Below are 17,249 nucleotides of genomic sequence, written 5' to 3' on the forward strand. Positions count from 1 at the left end.
CGTCCATGACCGACACCATCGCCAACGCCAGCCCGCTTTCGGGCAACGTCCTGTTCTACGGCAAGCCGGAGCCGCTCTCGGTCGAGGCCCACGGCGCGCTGGGCGTCAATCCGGTCGAGCAGCCGTACGCTTTCGCGGCCAACACCAACATCGTGCCCCTGACGGTCACCGAGTTCGCGCCGGCGGCGCTGAGCTATCCGGTGATCTTCGTCGGCGAGGCGCGCCAGCCGGTCGCGGTCATGGGTCTGCGCCAGGGCGAGAACCTGTTCATCGACGAGGCCGGCGCCTTCCGCGCCGAGGCCTACATCCCGGCCTATGTGCGCCGCTATCCCTTCGTCTTCGCCAACGACGAGGTCCAGAAGCGCCTGATCCTGTGCGTCGACCGCGAAGCGCCCTTCATCAAGGAAGGCGGCGCCACTCCGCTGTTCGTCGAGGGCAAGCCCTCGCCCTACGTCGAGCAGGCGATGGAGTTCTGCAACAACTTCGAACAGGAGCGCCTGCGCACCGAGGCCTTCGTCAAGCTGCTGGCCGACCTCGACCTGCTGGAGACCCGCGAGTCGGTCTTCACCCCGCGCAATCCCGACGGTTCGGCCGCCGCGCCGCAGAAGATCGCCGAGTATTTCGCGGTTTCGGAAGACAAGCTGAAGGCCCTGCCGGCCGAGAAGCTGGCCGAGCTGCGCGACAATGGGGCTCTGGGCCAGATCTACGCCCATCTGGTGTCGCTGCTGGGCTGGGATCGCCTGATCGCCATCGCCTTCCAGAAGGCCGCCACGGCCCAGCCGGTCGCCGGCAACGCCTGATCAGAGGCAGTAGGCAGTAGGGATCAGGCAGTAGGGAGGCCCGCTCAGGCAGGCCGTCTGATCTGCACCGCTTCTCCTGCTGCCTACTGCCTGATCCCTACTGCCTCCCGCCGCGTCAGCGGCGGGCCAGCAGCGCCCGGGTCAGACACGAGAAGATCAACCGGCCGGCCTCGTCGAGCAGGTCGTGCTGGGCGATGACGATGCCCTTCTCGTCGCCAACCGGGTCCTTGCCCATGACCGTCATCCGGCCGCGCATCAGTTCGCCGGCGGGCGGATTGCGCATGTAGCGCAGGCCGTCGACGGCCAGCACCTTGGACTGGGCCCAGCCCGAGACCTTGTCGGCGAACAGCCGGCTCCACAGGGCGTAGACCATCGCGTCGGGCGCGCCGTAAGAGACGTCCCATCCCGGCGAAAACCGCTCGACGAACACGTCCATGGCGGCCTCGTCGACCATGCAGGCGCCCAGCGGAACGACCTCGCCCACGGCCAGGTCCTCGAAATGGACGTGGAGCGGTTCGGTCATTCCGGGTCCCTCAGCCTGCGGGCTCTTCGGAGACCCGCACCAGAAGCTTGCCGTCATGGTCGCCGGTGAACAAGCGGTTCAGCGAATCCACCGCCCCCTCCAGCCCGTCGTCGACGTGGACCTTCCACTTGACCGTGCCGTCGCTGAGCCACGGCCCCATCTCGGCGGCCATCTCGCGGCCACGGTGGGCGTAGTCGAGCACCAGGAAGCCCTGGATGTTGAGACGGTGGGTGATGATCCGGCCGAAGTTCGGCGACGGCGGCGCCTTGGTGGCGTTGTAGGCCGAGATCAGGCCGCACACGGCCATCCGGCCGTGGGTCTTCAGCCGGTTGAACACGGCGATCATGATGTCGCCGCCGACGTTCTCGAAATTGAGGTCGATCCCGTCCGGGGCGAGCCGGTCCAGCGCCTCCCCGACATCCTCGTTCTTGTAGTCGACGGCGGCGTCGAAGCCGAGTTCCTCCGTCAGCCAGCGGCATTTGTCCGGTCCGCCGGCGATGCCGATGACGCGGACGCCCCGGGCCCTGGCCACCTGACCGGCGATCGAGCCGACGGCGCCCGCGGCGGCCGAGATCACCAGCGTCTCGCCGGCCTTGGCCTTGAGCACGTCGGTGACGCCGAAATAGGCGGTCATGCCGGTCATGCCGAGCACGGACAGGTTGGCCGTCAGGGGCAGGCCCGGCGCGCGGTGCACCGGGCGCAGCTGCATCTCGGGCACGACGGCGTAGTCGGCCCAGCCGCCCGACAGGGGGGTGACGATGTCGCCGGCGCGGAAGCGGCTCGACCGGCTCTCCTCGACCACGCCCAGGGTCAGGCCGCGCATCACGCCGCCCAGCGGCACCGGCGGCAGATAGCCTTCGGCGTCGTTCATCCAGGTGCGGTTGGTCGGGTCCAGAGACAGATAGACGGTGCGGACCAGCACCTCGGACTCGCTCAACGCCGGCACCGGCGCCTCGACCAGCTCCAGATCGCCGGGCCGGACCAGGCCCTTCGGCCGCTGGCGCAGCACCCACTGACGATTGACGCGAGCCATGGCGCTCTCCTTCTCTGACGCTATCGCCCTTCGGGCAGGTTTTCTTTCAGGACGGGCCATCATGACCAGGCCGCGCCGCCTGTCCAGCGCGGGAGCAAAGAAAAAGGCGGGCCCTGGAGGCCCGCCTGAAGTGGCATCATCGAGAATGAGGCGCGGAGGCGACAGACTGGTTTTCACCAGTCTCAAGTCGGGGGGGCGTCGCCGCCTCCGCAGACCGATAACGGAGCGGCCAACGGAGGGTTCCACCGCTTTCGAACTTTTTTCGCGCGCGGGGCGAACACCGGAACGGCCGCGCTGGCCGGGACGTTCACACCGCATAGCGCAACCGCCGTCGGAGCCCCGCCATGACGCACCAATCCCCCCACGACAAGGCCGCCGACGCGGTCCATGAGGGCCGCCCCGTCGAGGCCCAGTATGTGCGGGGCGGCCGCGGCGGCGTCCGCATCCTGACCCTGCTTCTGGTCTCTCTGGCCGCCGTCGCCATCCTGTTGCTCGGCATGTGGTTCGTCAGCCAGGGCGGCTTCTCCAGGACCAACGCCAACGACGGCGACCAGGCCGTCGACGCCGCGGCCTTCCAGGCGGACCCGGTCGAAACCCCCGCGGCCGACGCGCCGACCACCTCCACCGGCCAGCCGACCTGGCCGGCGACGGGCGAGACCCCGAACGTCAACGCTCCCGCCGTCGCCACTGAACCCGCGCCGGCCGCTGTCCAATAGGTCAGCGGTCCATGCAAAAAGCCCCGGTCCTGCGACCGGGGCTTTCCGCAGTTCGGGGAGAAATCAGGCCGCTTCGCGCTGGCGCGACGGATGGAAGAACAGCGCCTGGCTGATCGCCGCCTTCACCGTCTCCGGCTGGAACGGCTTGGTGATCAGGAAGGTCGGCTCGGGCCGTTCGCCGGTCAGCAGCCGCTCGGGGAAGGCGGTGATGAAGATCACCGGCACGTCGATCCGCTTGAGGATGTCCTTGACCGCGTCGATGCCCGAAGAGCCGTCGGCCAGCTGGATGTCGGCCAGGACCAGGCCCGGACGATGGCGGGCGACGGCGTCGACGGCCTCGTCATGGGTGGTGGCGGTGCCGGTGACCCGATGGCCCAGTTCCTTCACCAGGCTCTCGATATCGGCCGAGATGATCGCCTCGTCCTCGATGATCAGCACGTCGGTGGCCAGTTCGGCGTCGATGTCGGACTGGGCCTCGGCGATCAGCCGCTCCACGTCCATGGCGTCGGCGTCGAGGATCTGCGCCGCCTCGGACGGGGTGAACCCTTCGAGCGCGGTCAGCAGGAAGGCTTGGCGCGAGCGCGGGGCGATCTGCATCAGGCGGCGCGAGGGGTCGTCGCGGCCGCCCTCCATGCCGCTCTTGTCCTCCAGCTGGGCGCCGGTCGAGGCCCAGATGGCGTGGAACACGTGATAGAGGGCGACCCGAGGCGTCATTTCCGGCGGCAGCTGGCGCTCGCCCGCGGCGAGAGCTTCCAGCGCGACGCGGACATAGTTGTCCCCGGTGGTCTGGTCCCCGGTCAACGCACGAGCGTAGCGACGCACATAAGGCAGATGCGGCGCAAGACGGGCCAGAAGGCTCATGAATATTCCCCGACAAAAAAAGCGGTCCCGTCAGATTGGGACCTCGGCAGTCCCCGTCAACGTATCAAATCGGCCACGGTTCCCGGTGAAGCAGGCAAAGCTTGAGCATTAAACCGACGTGACTTAGGAACTCTCCTTCGACGCTGGCGTTTTCGGCAATCGCAGCAACAGCGTCAGGGTGGCGGCCGTTCATTCAATGACAGACAATTCGAACCCTTCCCGCAAGGCGGCGCCCCCGGGCGGCCCCGCTCTCGAGGAAGCGCGCCTTCGTCAGCAGGCCATCGGGGTCAAACTCCGCCACATGTTCGACGAGGTCGTGAACGAGCCGGTCCCGGACGAGTTCCTGGACATCCTCCGCCGGGCCGACGATCGCTCGTCAGGCAGGGGCGGCGCATGAGTGGCGCGTCAAACCCGCCGCCCAAGCCTCCCTCCGCCGACGACAACGCCTTCAAGAGGGAGCTGGTCGCGCTGATTCCGCACCTGCGGGCGTTTGCGCGGACCCTGACCGGCGACCCGACCGCGGCGGACGACCTGGCCCAGGACGCCATGATGAAGGCATGGGACGCCCGCGCCAGCTATCAGATGGGCACCAACATGAAGGCCTGGACCTTCATGATCCTGCGCAACCAGTTCTATTCGGAGAAGCGCCGCTCGTGGCGCCAGTCGCAGCTGGATCAGGAAGCCGCCGAACGCACCCTCGTGGCCGTCGACGATCCGGAATCGCCGGTCGCGCTCGACGAGCTGCGCCTGGCGCTCGCCACCCTGCCCGAGGAGCAGCGCGAGGCCCTGATCCTGGTCGGCGCGGGCGGCTTCGCCTACGAGGAGGCGGCCGAAATCTGCCAGTGCGCCGTCGGCACAGTGAAGAGTCGCGTCTCCCGCGCCCGCAAGGCGCTGCAGGCCACGCTCGAGCGTGGCGGCTACGCCCGCGACGGCCGCGCCGCCGGCGACGCCATGCGGTCCATACTTGCGGATGCTGATCGCCTGAGCAGCGTTCGGGGCTGAGGTGATCCGCCTCGGGCGAGCGCTCGGACGGGGTTTGGCCCCGCCGCAGTTCCAGGGCATCCGCTTCCGCCTGGGCGCCGCGCTCGCTCTCGCCCTGCTGCCGGTCCTGGCCCTCGGCGCCTTTCAGGCCGACGCCCAGTTCCGGGTTCAGGATCTGCAGCGCCGCGACGACCTTCAGCTCGCCGCCGAGCGGACCGCCGCCAACGTCAAGGGCCGGCTCGACAGCACCACGGTCCTGCTCCAGGCGCTGCGGCCCGAGGCGCTGGAGCTGTTCTGCCAGCCCCGGCTGAGCGCCCTGGTCCAGCGCATCGAGGATCTGGAGGGTCTGGCCCGCCTGAGCCCCACCGCCGAAACCGTGTGCGCCTCGGAGCAGCTCACCGCCGCCTCACCCGCCTGGCTGACCCAGGCCCGCGCCTCGCCGTGGTTCCAGCGGCTGCGCAGCGGCGAGGACACCGTCCTGGCCCGCGCGCCCGTCCGGCCGGGAGAGGAGCCCGGCCTGATCGTGGCCATCCGCCTCGAACGCCCGCTCGGCGCGTTCGACGGGGTCATGGCCGCGGTCATCCCGCTGTCCGCGCTCCAGCCCGACGTCGCCGACCGGGCCCTTCCGGAAGGGTCACAGGCCGCGCTCACGGACGGGGACGGCCGCATCCTGACGGCCACCGACCCGGACGCCTTCGTCCTGTCGAAAGGGCGCAGCGTCACCGGATGGGTGGCCCGGGCGCGACGCGACGCCTCGGCCATCTTCGAGGCCGACGACGCGCGTGGCCGGCCCCGCGTCTACGCCGGCGCGGCCCTGGCCGGGCGGGACGTCTACGCCCTGCTGTCCGCGCCCGCGCCGGGGCTCCTCTCATGGGCCCGGCTCAACCCGGTCGGGGCGCTGCTGGTGCCGTTGCTGGCCTGGCTGATCGCCTTCGTGGCGGTGATGTGGGTGTCTGAGCGCATCGTGGTGCGCTGGCTGGTCTATCTCGAGCGGGTGGCGGCCATCTACGCGCGCGGCCGTTTCTCGGTGCGTCCGGTCCAGGCGATGAACGCGCCGGCCGAGATCCGGGTGCTGGCCCGCACCCTCGACGATCTGGCCGACACCATCACCACCCGCGACTCCGCCCTGAACGCCTCAATCGAGGAGAAGGACGCGCTGATGCGCGAGATCCATCACCGGGTGAAGAACAATCTCCAGATCATCTCGTCCCTGCTGTCGATGCAGCAGCGCGCCCTCACCGATCCGCTGGCGAAGACGGCGGTGGGCGACACCCGCCAGCGCATCTCGGCGCTCGCCCTGATCTACCGCACCCTCTATCAGAGCGCCGACCTGCGCTACGCCGACGCCCGCATCTTCCTGACCGAACTGGTCGGCCAGCTGGTCTCCAGCGAGGCCGGCCGGGGGCCGGTGGTGACCTCGTCGGTCGAGGCCGACTCCCTCGTCGTCGACCCGGACAAGCTGGCCCCCCTCGCCCTGTGGCTGGTCGAGGCCGTCACCAACGCCCAGAAACACGCCTTCGCCGGTCGCGGCGGCGCGCTCAAGGTGCGCTTCCGCGTCGAGGGCGAGACCAGCGTGCTGGAGGTCGAGGACGACGGGCCCGGCGTCGGCGAGACCTTCCGCGCCGGGGTCGGCCGCACCCTCATGGGCGCCTTCGCCAAACAGCTTCGCGGCGAGGTCGAGATGGTCTCGGCGCCAAGTGGCGGGACGATCGCCCGCATGACCTTCGCCACGCCCGAGGCGGTGACGCCGACTGACCCGGCCGATCTTGGAACCCGTGCGGCGCCCCGACGTTCTTGATGCGCACGCCGCTCCCCCGGCGCCAGGAGATCGCACCATGCGGAAGATTTTCGTTCTGTTCGCCGCCGCCGCCGCCCTGACCACGGCCGCCTGCAACACCATTTCGGGTGTCGGGCAGGACGCATCCGCCGCCGGCGAAGCCGTGACCGACGCGGCGGAAGACGCCCAGAACTAGAGCCCTTCCCGGCCGCGGTTCTCCCCCGACACGCGGTACGGTCGAAGAAGGCCCGCTCGGCTCTCCGCCAGCGGGCCTTTGCTTGCCGGAGGCGGCCCATGCGGGCGCCCGGGCCGCCGCTGTGATACCCAGTCGCCGTCGCTCCCCAGCCGGACCAGGACCATGACCGAACCGAAAGGCCGCGAGGCCGGCCTCCAACTGTTGCGCGAGCACGCGCTGATCGCCGGCGAGCCGGCGGTCTCGGCGACCCGGCTCGCCGTCGACGACCCGGCGACGGGCGAGATTCTCGGCCATGTTCCGGACCTCGGGGTGGCGGAGACCGAACGGGCCATCCAGGCGGCGCATGACGCCTTCCCCGAATGGTCGCGCTCCGATCCGCACCGGCGCTCGGCCTTCCTGAGGGAGTGGGCCCGGCTGATCGACGAGAACGCCGAGGGGCTCGGGGCGCTGATGGCGCTCGAGAACGGCAAGCCGTTCGAGGAAGCCAAGGGCGAGGTCGCCTACGCCAACGGCTTCATCAAATGGTTCGCCGGCGAGGCCGAACGCCTGCTGGGCGAGACCCAGGACACGCCGCTGGGCCACGTCATCCTGACCTTCCGCGAGGCGGTCGGGCCGTGCGCCTTCATCACGCCGTGGAACTTCCCCGCCGCCATGCTGACCCGCAAGCTGGGCCCGGCCTTCGCCGCCGGCTGCACCGCCGTGGTCAAGCCGGCCAGCCAGACACCCTTCACCGCCATCGCCCTGGCGGAATTGGCGTACCAGGCGGGCCTGCCCAAGGGCGTGCTCAGCGTCGTCACCGGCGACGCGGCGACCATCGGCGGCGTGCTGACCGCCTCGCCCCTGATCCGCAAGCTCAGCTTCACCGGCTCGACGCCCGTCGGCCGCCTGCTCGCCGAACAGTGCGCCCCGACCCTGAAGCGGGTGTCGATGGAGCTGGGCGGCGCCGCGCCGTTGATCGTCTTCGCCGACGCCGATCTCGATCTGGCGGTGGCCGAGACCATCAAGGGCAAGTTCCGCAACTCGGGCCAGACCTGCGTCTGCCCGAACCGGGTCTATGTCGAGCGGTCCGTGGCCGATGAGTACGCCCGCAAGCTGGCCGGGGCGGTGGCGCAGATTCCCGTCGGCGCGGCCTTCGAGCCCGGCGTCAAGGTCGGCCCGCTGATCGAGGACAAGGCCATCGCCAAGGTCGAGGACCATCTGGCGAAAACCGTCGCGGCGGGTGGAAAGATCCTGACCGGCGGCGGCCGGCACGCCCTGGGCGGCCGCTTCTTCCAGCCGACCGTGACCCTCGGCGGCGACGACGCCCTGTTCCGCCGCGAGGAGACGTTCGGCCCGCTGATCCCGGTCTTCCCGTTCGACAGCGAGGACGAGGTGGTGGGCAAGGCCAACGACAGCGAGTTCGGTCTCGCCTCCTACCTGTTCACCCGCGACCTCGACCGGGCCCTGCGCATCGGCCGCCGCATCGAGGCCGGCATGTGCGGCGTCAACACCGGCCTCATCTCCACCGCCGTCGCCCCGTTCGGCGGGGTCAAGCAGTCGGGCTACGGCCGCGAGGGCTCGACCCACGGCATCGACGAGTATGTGGACATCAAGGCGGTGACCCTGGCGATCGGCTAGACCGGCAACGCCCCACGCTTGACCACCGTCCGCATCGCCACGCTGGACGACACCCGGGTCACCCCCGGGATGCGGGTCAGTTCGCGCGAGTGGACCCGCTCAAGGTCGTCGACATCGCGCACCACCAGCCGCAGCAGATAGTCCGAGCCGCCGGTCATCAGATAGCATTCGACCACCTCCGGCACGGTCGAGATGGCGGTCTCGAAGGCGGTCAGCGCCGCCTCGGCCTGGGACGACAGGGTGACCGTGACGAACACGCTGATCGGCAGGCCGACGGCGCGCTCGTTGACGATGGCGGCGTAGCGGCTGATCACCTGCGCCGCCTCCAGCGCCCGCAGCCGGCGCAGGCAGGCGCTCTCCGACAGGTTCACGGTGCGCGCCAGATCGGCGTTGGTCATCCGCCCGTCGCCCTGAAGGGCGCGGATCATCTTGCGATCGGTGTCGTCGAGGGCGACGGCAGAAACGGTCTTCAAAGGCGGCCTCGTTCGTGGATTCTGCGACTGTACGCCGCTCAGTCGCCGAAAAGAACAGGAACCTGCGCGCGGACCCTCGCTAGATTGCCGCGCGAGGCGAGGCCGCCGCAGAGCGGGCCCGCAACCCCATCAGGAAGAGGAATCTCCCATGCGCGTCGGCGTCCCCACCGAGATCAAGAAGAACGAGCATCGCATCGGCCTGACCCCGACGGCGGTGCGCGAGTACGTCGCTCATGGCCATACGGTCTCGGTGCAGGAAGGCGCGGGCCTCGGGGCCGGCTTCACCGACGCCGACTACAAGAAGGCCGGCGCGAAGATCGTCGCCACCGCGGCGCAGATCTTCGCCGACAGCGACATGATCGTGAAGGTCAAAGAGCCGCAGAAGGTCGAGTGGGAGATGCTCCGCGAGGACCAGATCCTGTTCACCTACCTGCACCTCGCCCCCGATCCCGAGCAGACCAAGGGCCTGCTGGCCTCGAAATGCGCCGCCATCGCCTATGAGACCGTCACCGACGACCGCAAGGGCCTGCCGCTGCTGGCCCCGATGTCCGAAGTCGCCGGCCGCATCGCCGTCTTCTCGGCCGCCGAGACCCTGCTCAAACACAACGGCGGCATGGGTCTGCTGTTCTGCGGCGTCCCGGGCGTGGCCCCGGCCCGCGTGCTGGTGCTGGGCGGCGGCGTGGTCGGCTTCAACGCCGCCCGCATGGCCATGGGCCTCGGCGCCGAGGTGGTCGTGCTCGAACGCTCCATCCCGCGCATGGCCTATATCGACGAGGTCACCAACGGCCGGGTCGTGACCCGCTATTCCTCGATCGGCGCGATCGAGGAGGAGCTGGTCAAGGCCGACGTCATCATCGGCGCCGTGCTGGTCCCCGGGGCCGAGGCGCCCAAGCTGATCAAGCGCGAGCACCTGAAGCAGATGAAGCCCGGCTCGGTGCTGGTCGACGTGGCCATCGACCAGGGTGGTTGTTTCGAGACCAGCCACGCCACCACCCACGCCGATCCGACCTATGTCGTCGACGGCGTCGTCCACTATTGCGTCGCCAACATGCCGGGCGCCGCGCCGCGGACCTCCTCGGAAGCCCTCAACAACGCCACCCTGCCGTTCGGCCTGGCCCTGGCCGACCACGGGCTGGAAGCGCTGAAGAAGAACCCGCACCTCGCCCGCGGCCTCAATGTGCTCAAGGGCGAGATCACCTACCCGGCGGTCGCCGAGGCGATGGACATGCCGTGGAGCGATCCGTTCGGCGTGTGGGGCTGAGACGAGGCATTAGGCGGTAGGCGGTAGGCAGTCGGTATCTGAGCGCCGCGGCCTACGGCCCCCGGCCGGGCCGTAAGCGGTTCCAGCTCCCGCGCCCTACTGCCTACTGCCTGTAATTCGCCGCTCTCTTGCGCCATAAGCCCGCGATGAAGTTTCTCGACCAGGCCAAGATCTATATCCGCTCCGGCAACGGCGGGGCGGGCGCCGTCTCGTTCCGGCGCGAAAAATTCATTCCCAACGGCGGCCCGGACGGCGGCGACGGCGGCAACGGCGGCAACGTCTGGATCACCGCGGTCGAGGGGCTGAACACCCTGATCGACTACCGCTACCAGCAGCATTTCAAGGCCCAGACCGGCGTGCACGGCATGGGCCGGCAGATGCACGGGGCCAAGGGCGAGGACGTCATCCTCAAGGTCCCCGTCGGCACCCAGGTGCTCGACGAGGACAAGGAGACCGTGCTGCTCGACATGGATGTCGCCGGCAAGACCGAGCTGCTGCTCAAGGGCGGCAACGGCGGCTGGGGCAACGTCCGCTTCAAGGGCCCGTCCAACCAGGCCCCCAGCTACGCCAACCCCGGTCAGGAAGGCCAGGAGCGGTGGATCTGGCTGCGGCTCAAACTGATCGCCGACGTCGGCCTCGCCGGCCTGCCCAACGCCGGCAAGTCGACCTTCCTCGCCGCCGCCTCGGCCGCGCGGCCCAAGATCGCCGACTACCCGTTCACGACCCTGGTGCCCAACCTCGGCGTGGTCGACCTGTCGGCCACCGAGCGCTTCGTCATCGCCGACATCCCCGGCCTGATCGAGGGCGCCCACGAGGGGGCCGGCATCGGCACCCGCTTCCTCGGCCACGTCGAGCGCTCCGGCTGCCTGATCCACCTGATCGACGGGACCCAGGACGACGTCGCCCGCGCCTACCGCATCATCCGCCATGAGCTCGAGGCCTACGGCGCCGGTCTCGCCGACAAGCCCGAGGTGCTGGCCCTGAACAAGATCGACGCCCTGACCCCCGCCGCGCGCGAGGAGAAGGCCGCCGAGCTGGAAGCCGTCGCCGGCAAACGCCCGATGCTGGTCTCCGGCGTCTCGGGCGAGGGCGTCACCGAACTGCTCCGCGCCGCCTGGACCGAGGTGCGCAAGGACCGCGGCGAGGTCGCCCCGGCCGAGCAGGACGAGACCGTCGTCGAGACCCCCGGCGGCTGGGCCCCGTGACCACGGCCGCCGCCGCGGTCGCCGCCGCGCACCGGATTGTCCTCAAGATCGGCTCCTCGCTGATCGTCGACCCCGCGACCGACGCCGTGGACATGGCGCGGCTGGAGGGCTTCGCCGCCGCCATCGCCGCCTGGCGATCCGCGGGCAAGCAGGTGGTCGTGGTCTCGTCCGGCGCCGTGGCGCTGGGTCGCCGCCGGCTTGGCGAGCGCGCCCGGGGACCCGGCCTTGAACGCCGGCAGGCCGCCGCCGCCGCCGGCCAGTCGAGGCTGATGCACGCCTGGGAGTCGGTGCTCGACCCGCACGGCGTCGTGGCCGCCCAGATCCTCCTCACCCGCGACGACACGGAAACCCGGCGCCGCTGGCTGAACGCCCGCGCCACCGTGAGCGCGCTGCTGGAGATGGGCGCGGCGCCGATCTTCAACGAGAACGACACCGTCGTCACCGAGGAGATCAAATACGGCGACAACGATCGCCTCGCCGCCCGCGTGGCCCAGATGATCGGCGCCGACCTGCTGATCCTGCTGTCCGATGTCGATGGTCTGTACACCGCCGACCCGCGCCGCGACCCGGCGGCGACCCATATTCCTTTCGTCGGGAGCCTGACGCCGGACATCGAGGCCATGGCGACCGGGGCCAACGCCGAGGCCGGGGTCGGCGCCGGCGGCATGGCCACCAAGCTGATGGCGGCCCGCATCGCCGCCGCGGCCGGCTGCGCCACCCTGATCGCCGACGGCCGCCCCACGCCGGTGCTCGCCGACGACCGGCGCTGCACCCTGATCGCCCCCGCCACCACGGTGAAGGCCGCCTACAAGCAATGGATCGGCGGTTCGCTGGCCACCCGCGGCCGGCTGGTCGTCGATGCGGGCTGCGCCCGGGCCCTCGCCGGCGGCAAGTCGCTGCTGGCGGTCGGGCTGATCTCGGCCGACGGCGATTTCGGCAAGGGCGACCCGGTCGAGATTGTCGACGGGACCGGCGCCCAGATCGCCCGCGGCCTGGCCCGCTACGACGCCGGGGAGGTGTCGAAGATCGTCGGCGTCCGCTCCGGCGACCTCGAGTCGGCGCTGGGCTACGCCGGGGGTCCGGTGGTGGTCCACGCCGACGACCTCGCCCTGCGCGAGACCGCCGCCCCTTGAATCCCGGGGCCAGACGCTGACCTTAGGGACATGACCCAGGACGTCTCCGCCGCCGCCGCCTCGAGGCTCGAAGCCGATATGCTCGCCATGGGCCGGCGCGCCCGCGCCGCCGGCCGGACCCTGACGCTGGCCGGGCCGGAGACCCGGACGAAAGCGATCGCCGGCATGGCTTCGGCCCTGCGCGCCCGCTCGGGCCAGGTGCTGGCCGCCAACGCCGCCGACCTCGACGACGCCCGCGCCAAGGGCATGGCCACCGCCATGATGGACCGCCTCGCCCTCGATCCGAAACGGCTGGACGGCGTGGTCTCGGCCCTGGAGTCGATCGCCGCCATTCCCGATCCGGTCGGGGTCGAGACGGCCCGCTGGACCCCGCAGAACGGCCTCGACATCGCCCGCGTGCGCACGCCCATCGGCGTGCTGGCCATCATCTACGAGAGCCGCCCCGACGTCACCGCCGACGCCGCCGCCCTCGCCGTGCGAGCCGGCAACGCCGTGATCCTGCGCGGCGGCTCTGAATGCCTGCGCTCCAACCTCGCCATCCACGCGGCCCTGATCGAGGGGCTGGAGGGGGCCGGCCTGTCGCCCGACACGGTGCAGATGGTCGCCACCCGCGACCGCGCCGCCGTCGGCCACATCCTGACCGGACTCGACGGGTCGATCGACCTGCTGATCCCGCGCGGCGGCCGCTCGCTGGTCGAACGCGTGAAGACCGAAGCCCGCGTGGCGGTGCTGGGCCATCTCGAGGGGGTCAACCACGTCTATGTGCACGCCAGCGCCGATCCCGACATGGCTCGCGCCGTGGTCCTGAACGCCAAGATGCGCCGGGTCTCGGTGTGCGGCGCCGCCGAGACCCTGCTGATCGACCGGGCGGCGGCGGCCCCCCTGCTGCCGCTGATCGCCCGCGACCTGACCGAGGCCGGCTGCGAACTGCGCGCCGACCCCGCCGCCCGCGCCTTCGTCCCCGGGGCGACGGCGGCCAGCGACGCCGACTGGTCGACCGAGTTCCTGAAGCCGATCCTCGCCGTCAAGGTGGTCGACGGGCTGGACGCCGCGCTCGATCACGTGGCGCGCTACGGTTCGGGCCATACCGAGGCGATCGTCGCCTCGGACGAGGCGGCCATCGAACGCTTTCTCGCCGAGGCCGACGCCGGCATCGTCCTGGCCAACGCCTCAACCCAATTCGCCGACGGGGGCGAGTTCGGCTTCGGCGGCGAGATCGGCATCTCCACCGGCCGCCTGCACGCCCGCGGCCCGGTCGGGGCGGAACAGCTGACCAGCTTCAAATACGTCATCCGCGGCAAGGGGCAGACAAGGCCCTGAGGGAACACCCGACGCACCCCGCTCCTTTCCGTTCGAAAGGAGCCCGCCATGAGCGACAAGATCCAGACCCCCGGCCGCGATGACAACGGCGCCATTCCGCTCGGCCGGCCCGATGCGTCGACATCCGACGCGGCGGTGAAGCGCAACGCGGAACGCGAGAAGAAGAGCGCCGGTCCCGACGGCCCGGACGCCACCGAGGTGGGCGACACCTTCAAGAAACAATCCGGCTGAACGCCCGCGACACCGGGGTCCGGCCGTGTTAGCTCCCTCGTGAGCATAAGTCGCGCGAGCCCCCGCCTTGTCCTTCTTCCACGCCGGTCCCGCGCCCAGGGTGTTTGGCCCCCGCCGGGGCGCGCTGCGCGATGGCCTGGATCTCCAGCCCGGCATGAAGGTCGGCATCTTCGGCGGCTCGTTCAATCCGGCCCACGACGGCCACGCCCATGTCGCCGAAACCGCCCTGCGCCGGCTCGACCTCGACCGTGTCGTCTGGCTGGTCTCGCCGCAGAACCCCCTGAAGGACCCCCGCGACACCGCCCCGCTGGCCGACCGCATGGCCTCGGCCCGCGTCGCCGCCGCCCACGCCGCCGCCGGACCGGCCATGATCGTCTCCGATTTCGAGAGCCGGGTCGGGACGCGACGGACGATCGACACCCTGCGGACCCTGACCGCCCGCCATCCCGGCGTGCATTTCGTCTGGCTGATGGGCTCCGACAACCTGGCCACCTTCCACCGCTGGCGCGGCTGGACCGACATCATGCGGATGATGCCGGTGGCGGTGATCGCCCGACCCGGCTCCGAACTGGACAGCCGCACCGCCCCCGCCGCCGCCCGCTTCGCCGCCGCCCGCGTCCCGGCCTCGCACGCCGGCCTGCTGCCGCGCCTCGAGGCCCCGGCCTGGACCTATCTGACGGCGCCGCTGAACCACCGCTCGTCCACGGCCCTGAGGGCGGCGGCCCGTGCGGAAACGGCGCCGCCCGGGCAGGCGCGTGACGCCCCGGCGGGTTTGTGCTAGGTTGCCGCTTTAGTAATCTCCCCGGAGCCCTCCGCTGACCCCCTCGCCCGCGCACGATGCGCAAGACAGCGCCGTCTCGAACACGGCGCACGAGATGGATCCCATCGAACCCATCCATTCCGAAGACGGTCCGCAGGCCCCTCTCCCCGTCGGCTCCACGGTTCTGGAACAGGCTGTCCTGACGCGCCTCGACGAGGACAAGGCGCAGGACATCGTCCTCATCGACCTGAAGGGCAAAAGCCCCATGGCCGACACCATGATCATCGCCTCCGGGCGTTCGCATCGCCACGTGGGCGCCCTGGCCGACCACCTGCAGCGCACGCTGAAGGAGCAGGGTCTCGGCAAGGTCAAGGTCTCGGGTCTGCCGCACTGCGACTGGGTGCTGCTCGACGCGGGCGACGTCATCGTCCACCTGTTCCGCCCGGAAGTCCGCGCCTTCTACAACATCGAGAAGATCTGGTCGGTCGAGAGCGGCCACCGCGTCGACGCCCGCGCCTGACCTGACCCCATGAAGCTGGCCGTCATCGCCATCGGCAAGCCGGGGCGCGGCCCCGAGGCGACGCTGGCCGCCGACTACGCCGAACGCGCGACCCTCGCCGGCCGGGCGCTCGGCCTCGGCCCTCTCGAATTGGTCGATCTGGAAGCCCGCAAGACGGGCAAGGCGGCCGAGGCCGAACTGATCCTCAAGGCCGCCGAGGGGGCCCATCTGATCGCCTGCGACGAACGCGGCAAGACCTTCTCCAGCCGCGCCTTCGCCGACCACGTCGCGATGCTGCGCGACCGCGGCGAGCGGCGGCTGGTCTTCGCCATCGGCGGGGCCGACGGGCTCGACGACAGCGTCCGCGCCGCCGCCGCCTCGACCCTCGCCTTCGGGCCGCAGACCTGGCCGCACGCGCTGGCCCGGGCGATGCTGGCCGAACAGCTGTATCGGGCCGTGACCATCCTGGCCGGATCGCCGTATCATCGCGACTAGAGCGAAATCGGTTCAGATGCGATCGCATCTGAACTCAGATATTCGCTCCAGAATCATGCCGGACCATTTTTGGATTCGGATTGGCTTCAATCCGAAGCAAAATGGTCCCATGCAACGCGCCGGCCTCGCCCTGCTGCTCGTCCTGACCGCCCTGCCCGTGGCCGCCGCCGCGCCGCAGGCCAGACCCGGTCCGGGCGAGATCGCCCGGCTGCAGGCCGAGTTCCGCGACGAGCGCGCCCGGGCCCTGCGGCTGCGCGCCGAGGCGGCCGAGGCCGACGCCGAGATCGCCCGGGTCGAGCGGCAGCTGGCCGCGCTGGGGATCGATGTCGCCGCCGGCGACCGGGTCATCGCCGCCCAGCGGGCCCGGCTGCGCAGTCTCAGCGAGCGCGAGGCGGCCCTGGTGGCGCAGCTGTCGCAGGCGCGCGGCCGCCAGGCCCGGCTGCTGTCCGCGTTGCAGATGATGAGCCGCCGCCCGCCGCCGCCGCTGCTGGTCCCCGCCGACAAGGCCGTCGACACCGTCCGCGCCGCCATCCTGATGAAGGCCATCGCCCCCGAGCTTCAGGCCCGCGCCCGTCCGCTCGCCGACCGCCAGCTCGAGATCACGCGGATCCGCCGGCGCGCCGCCCTCGGCAGCGAGGCCCTGTTCACCGCCGAAAGCGCCCAGGGCGACCGCCGCGCCCGCGCCGAGGCCATCGTGGCGCGCCAGACCCGGCTCCGTGCCATCCTCCGGGCCGAGGCCGGCACGGCCGAACGGGCGGCCCGTGCGCTCGAAGCCCGGCTGCGCGTCCTCGGCGGGACCGTCCCGGCGATCAACGCCGACGTCGCCTCCGTGACCGCCCGCCGGCCCGCCGGCCGCGACCGTCTGACCCCGCCCGTCGAGGGCGCGCCCTCGATCCGCTTCGGCGACGGGGCCAGCGGCTGGCGCTGGCGCGGCGACGACCTCGAGGCCCGCGCCCCCGCGGCCGGGCGGGTGGCCTGGACCGGTCCGCTGGAGGGCTGGGGCCGGGTGGTGATCCTCGACCTCGGACCGGGCTGGCGGGCCGTGATCTCCGGCCTCGACGAGGTCTCGGTCGAGAGCGGCGACCGCGTCGCCGACGGACAGGCGCTGGGCCGCGCCGGGCGGGACGGCGAGGTCGGCTTCGATCTGCGTCGCGAGGAGCGCCCGGTCGATCCGGCGCCATGGCTCAGGTGAGGGAAAGGATTAGGGATTAGGGATCGAAAGTGAGTGCGCCCCGTCAGATCCAACGCCCTGCCAATCCCTGATCCCCCTTCCCTCGCCCCTCGCCGGCGAATCCACTTTCAATCCCCTGATGACGCTGATTTTATCGACCGACCGTCGATCGGCCACGATTTGGTCGCCGGAAGTCC

General features: G+C 70.9%; 20 protein-coding genes. 16 read left to right on the forward strand and 4 right to left on the reverse strand.

Annotated features, from left to right (window positions below):
- Positions 1–5 precede the first annotated feature (5 nt).
- On the forward strand, positions 6–800 hold the full coding sequence (locus ACSQ1L_RS10125; protein WP_435994521.1) for a SapC family protein: 795 nt from the start codon (positions 6–8) through the stop codon (positions 798–800).
- A gap of 115 nt (positions 801–915) precedes the next feature.
- On the opposite strand, the gene ACSQ1L_RS10130 is transcribed toward ACSQ1L_RS10125, so the two are convergent.
- Positions 916–1,323: an acyl dehydratase gene (locus ACSQ1L_RS10130; RefSeq protein ID WP_435994523.1), complete on the reverse strand. Its 408-nt coding sequence runs from the start codon at positions 1,321–1,323 to the stop codon at positions 916–918.
- A 10-nt stretch (positions 1,324–1,333) separates the two neighbouring features.
- Positions 1,334–2,356: an NADP-dependent oxidoreductase gene (locus ACSQ1L_RS10135; protein WP_435994525.1), complete on the reverse strand. Its 1,023-nt coding sequence runs from the start codon at positions 2,354–2,356 to the stop codon at positions 1,334–1,336.
- A 344-nt stretch (positions 2,357–2,700) separates the two neighbouring features.
- Here ACSQ1L_RS10135 and ACSQ1L_RS10140 point away from each other — a divergent pair, with 344 nt between their 5' ends.
- Positions 2,701–3,072 (forward strand): hypothetical protein, encoded by a 372-nt coding sequence (locus ACSQ1L_RS10140; protein ID WP_435994527.1) that lies wholly within the window; start codon positions 2,701–2,703, stop codon positions 3,070–3,072.
- Positions 3,073–3,135: 63 nt separating this feature from the next.
- On the opposite strand, the gene phyR is transcribed toward ACSQ1L_RS10140, so the two are convergent.
- On the reverse strand, positions 3,136–3,933 hold the full coding sequence (gene phyR, locus ACSQ1L_RS10145) for an anti-anti sigma factor/receiver protein PhyR (protein ID WP_435994529.1): 798 nt from the start codon (positions 3,931–3,933) through the stop codon (positions 3,136–3,138).
- A 196-nt stretch (positions 3,934–4,129) separates the two neighbouring features.
- Here phyR and nepR point away from each other — a divergent pair, with 196 nt between their 5' ends.
- From nepR to ACSQ1L_RS10170, 5 genes are all read left to right on the forward strand, one after another.
- Complete coding sequence (nepR, locus tag ACSQ1L_RS10150) at positions 4,130–4,330, forward strand: anti-sigma T factor NepR (protein WP_435994531.1); 201 nt, start codon at positions 4,130–4,132, stop codon at positions 4,328–4,330.
- Positions 4,327–4,935: a sigma-70 family RNA polymerase sigma factor gene (locus ACSQ1L_RS10155; protein ID WP_056448468.1), complete on the forward strand. Its 609-nt coding sequence runs from the start codon at positions 4,327–4,329 to the stop codon at positions 4,933–4,935. Before nepR ends, ACSQ1L_RS10155 begins: the two co-directional genes overlap by 4 nt.
- Positions 4,936–4,969: 34 nt before the next feature.
- Positions 4,970–6,712 carry a sensor histidine kinase PhyK gene (gene phyK, locus ACSQ1L_RS10160; protein ID WP_435994533.1) on the forward strand — a complete coding sequence of 581 codons (1,743 nt, stop codon included), beginning with the start codon at positions 4,970–4,972 and terminating at the stop codon, positions 6,710–6,712.
- Positions 6,713–6,749: 37 nt separating this feature from the next.
- Positions 6,750–6,887 carry an entericidin A/B family lipoprotein gene (locus ACSQ1L_RS10165; protein ID WP_435994535.1) on the forward strand — a complete coding sequence of 46 codons (138 nt, stop codon included), beginning with the start codon at positions 6,750–6,752 and terminating at the stop codon, positions 6,885–6,887.
- A gap of 162 nt (positions 6,888–7,049) precedes the next feature.
- Positions 7,050–8,504, forward strand: a complete 1,455-nt coding sequence (locus ACSQ1L_RS10170) for an NAD-dependent succinate-semialdehyde dehydrogenase (RefSeq protein ID WP_435994537.1) — start codon at positions 7,050–7,052, stop codon at positions 8,502–8,504.
- Here the strand turns inward: ACSQ1L_RS10170 and ACSQ1L_RS10175 are convergent.
- Entirely contained in the window at positions 8,501–8,977 is a 477-nt protein-coding gene (locus tag ACSQ1L_RS10175) for an Lrp/AsnC family transcriptional regulator (RefSeq protein ID WP_435994539.1), read from the reverse strand. The genes ACSQ1L_RS10170 and ACSQ1L_RS10175 overlap by 4 nt on opposite strands.
- A gap of 148 nt (positions 8,978–9,125) precedes the next feature.
- Here ACSQ1L_RS10175 and ald point away from each other — a divergent pair, with 148 nt between their 5' ends.
- The 9 genes from ald (at position 9,126) to ACSQ1L_RS10220 (ending at position 17,073) form a co-directional block, all read left to right on the forward strand.
- Positions 9,126–10,238, forward strand: coding sequence for an alanine dehydrogenase (gene ald, locus ACSQ1L_RS10180; RefSeq protein ID WP_435994541.1), 1,113 nt, complete (start codon positions 9,126–9,128; stop codon positions 10,236–10,238).
- Positions 10,239–10,384: 146 nt separating this feature from the next.
- Positions 10,385–11,443 (forward strand): GTPase ObgE, encoded by a 1,059-nt coding sequence (gene obgE, locus ACSQ1L_RS10185; RefSeq protein WP_435994543.1) that lies wholly within the window; start codon positions 10,385–10,387, stop codon positions 11,441–11,443.
- Positions 11,440–12,576: a glutamate 5-kinase gene (proB, locus tag ACSQ1L_RS10190; RefSeq protein ID WP_435994545.1), complete on the forward strand. Its 1,137-nt coding sequence runs from the start codon at positions 11,440–11,442 to the stop codon at positions 12,574–12,576. The genes obgE and proB overlap by 4 nt, the downstream gene beginning before the upstream one ends.
- 30 nt (positions 12,577–12,606) lie before the next feature.
- Positions 12,607–13,896, forward strand: a complete 1,290-nt coding sequence (locus tag ACSQ1L_RS10195) for a glutamate-5-semialdehyde dehydrogenase (RefSeq protein WP_435994547.1) — start codon at positions 12,607–12,609, stop codon at positions 13,894–13,896.
- A gap of 48 nt (positions 13,897–13,944) precedes the next feature.
- Entirely contained in the window at positions 13,945–14,127 is a 183-nt protein-coding gene (locus ACSQ1L_RS10200; RefSeq protein WP_435994548.1) for a hypothetical protein, read from the forward strand.
- A gap of 136 nt (positions 14,128–14,263) precedes the next feature.
- Positions 14,264–14,908 carry a nicotinate-nucleotide adenylyltransferase gene (locus tag ACSQ1L_RS10205; RefSeq protein WP_435994595.1) on the forward strand — a complete coding sequence of 215 codons (645 nt, stop codon included), beginning with the start codon at positions 14,264–14,266 and terminating at the stop codon, positions 14,906–14,908.
- A 94-nt stretch (positions 14,909–15,002) separates the two neighbouring features.
- The gene (rsfS, locus tag ACSQ1L_RS10210; RefSeq protein WP_435994550.1) at positions 15,003–15,407 is read left to right on the forward strand and encodes a ribosome silencing factor; all 405 of its coding nucleotides are present in this window, start codon (positions 15,003–15,005) and stop codon (positions 15,405–15,407) included.
- Positions 15,408–15,416: 9 nt separating this feature from the next.
- Positions 15,417–15,881, forward strand: a complete 465-nt coding sequence (gene rlmH, locus ACSQ1L_RS10215) for a 23S rRNA (pseudouridine(1915)-N(3))-methyltransferase RlmH (RefSeq protein ID WP_435994552.1) — start codon at positions 15,417–15,419, stop codon at positions 15,879–15,881.
- Positions 15,882–15,990: 109 nt separating this feature from the next.
- Positions 15,991–17,073, forward strand: a complete 1,083-nt coding sequence (locus tag ACSQ1L_RS10220) for a murein hydrolase activator EnvC family protein (RefSeq protein WP_435994554.1) — start codon at positions 15,991–15,993, stop codon at positions 17,071–17,073.
- Positions 17,074–17,249: the final 176 nt, after the last annotated feature.

The organism is Brevundimonas sp. LjRoot202, assembly GCF_964253355.1.
GTDB lineage: Bacteria > Pseudomonadota > Alphaproteobacteria > Caulobacterales > Caulobacteraceae > Brevundimonas.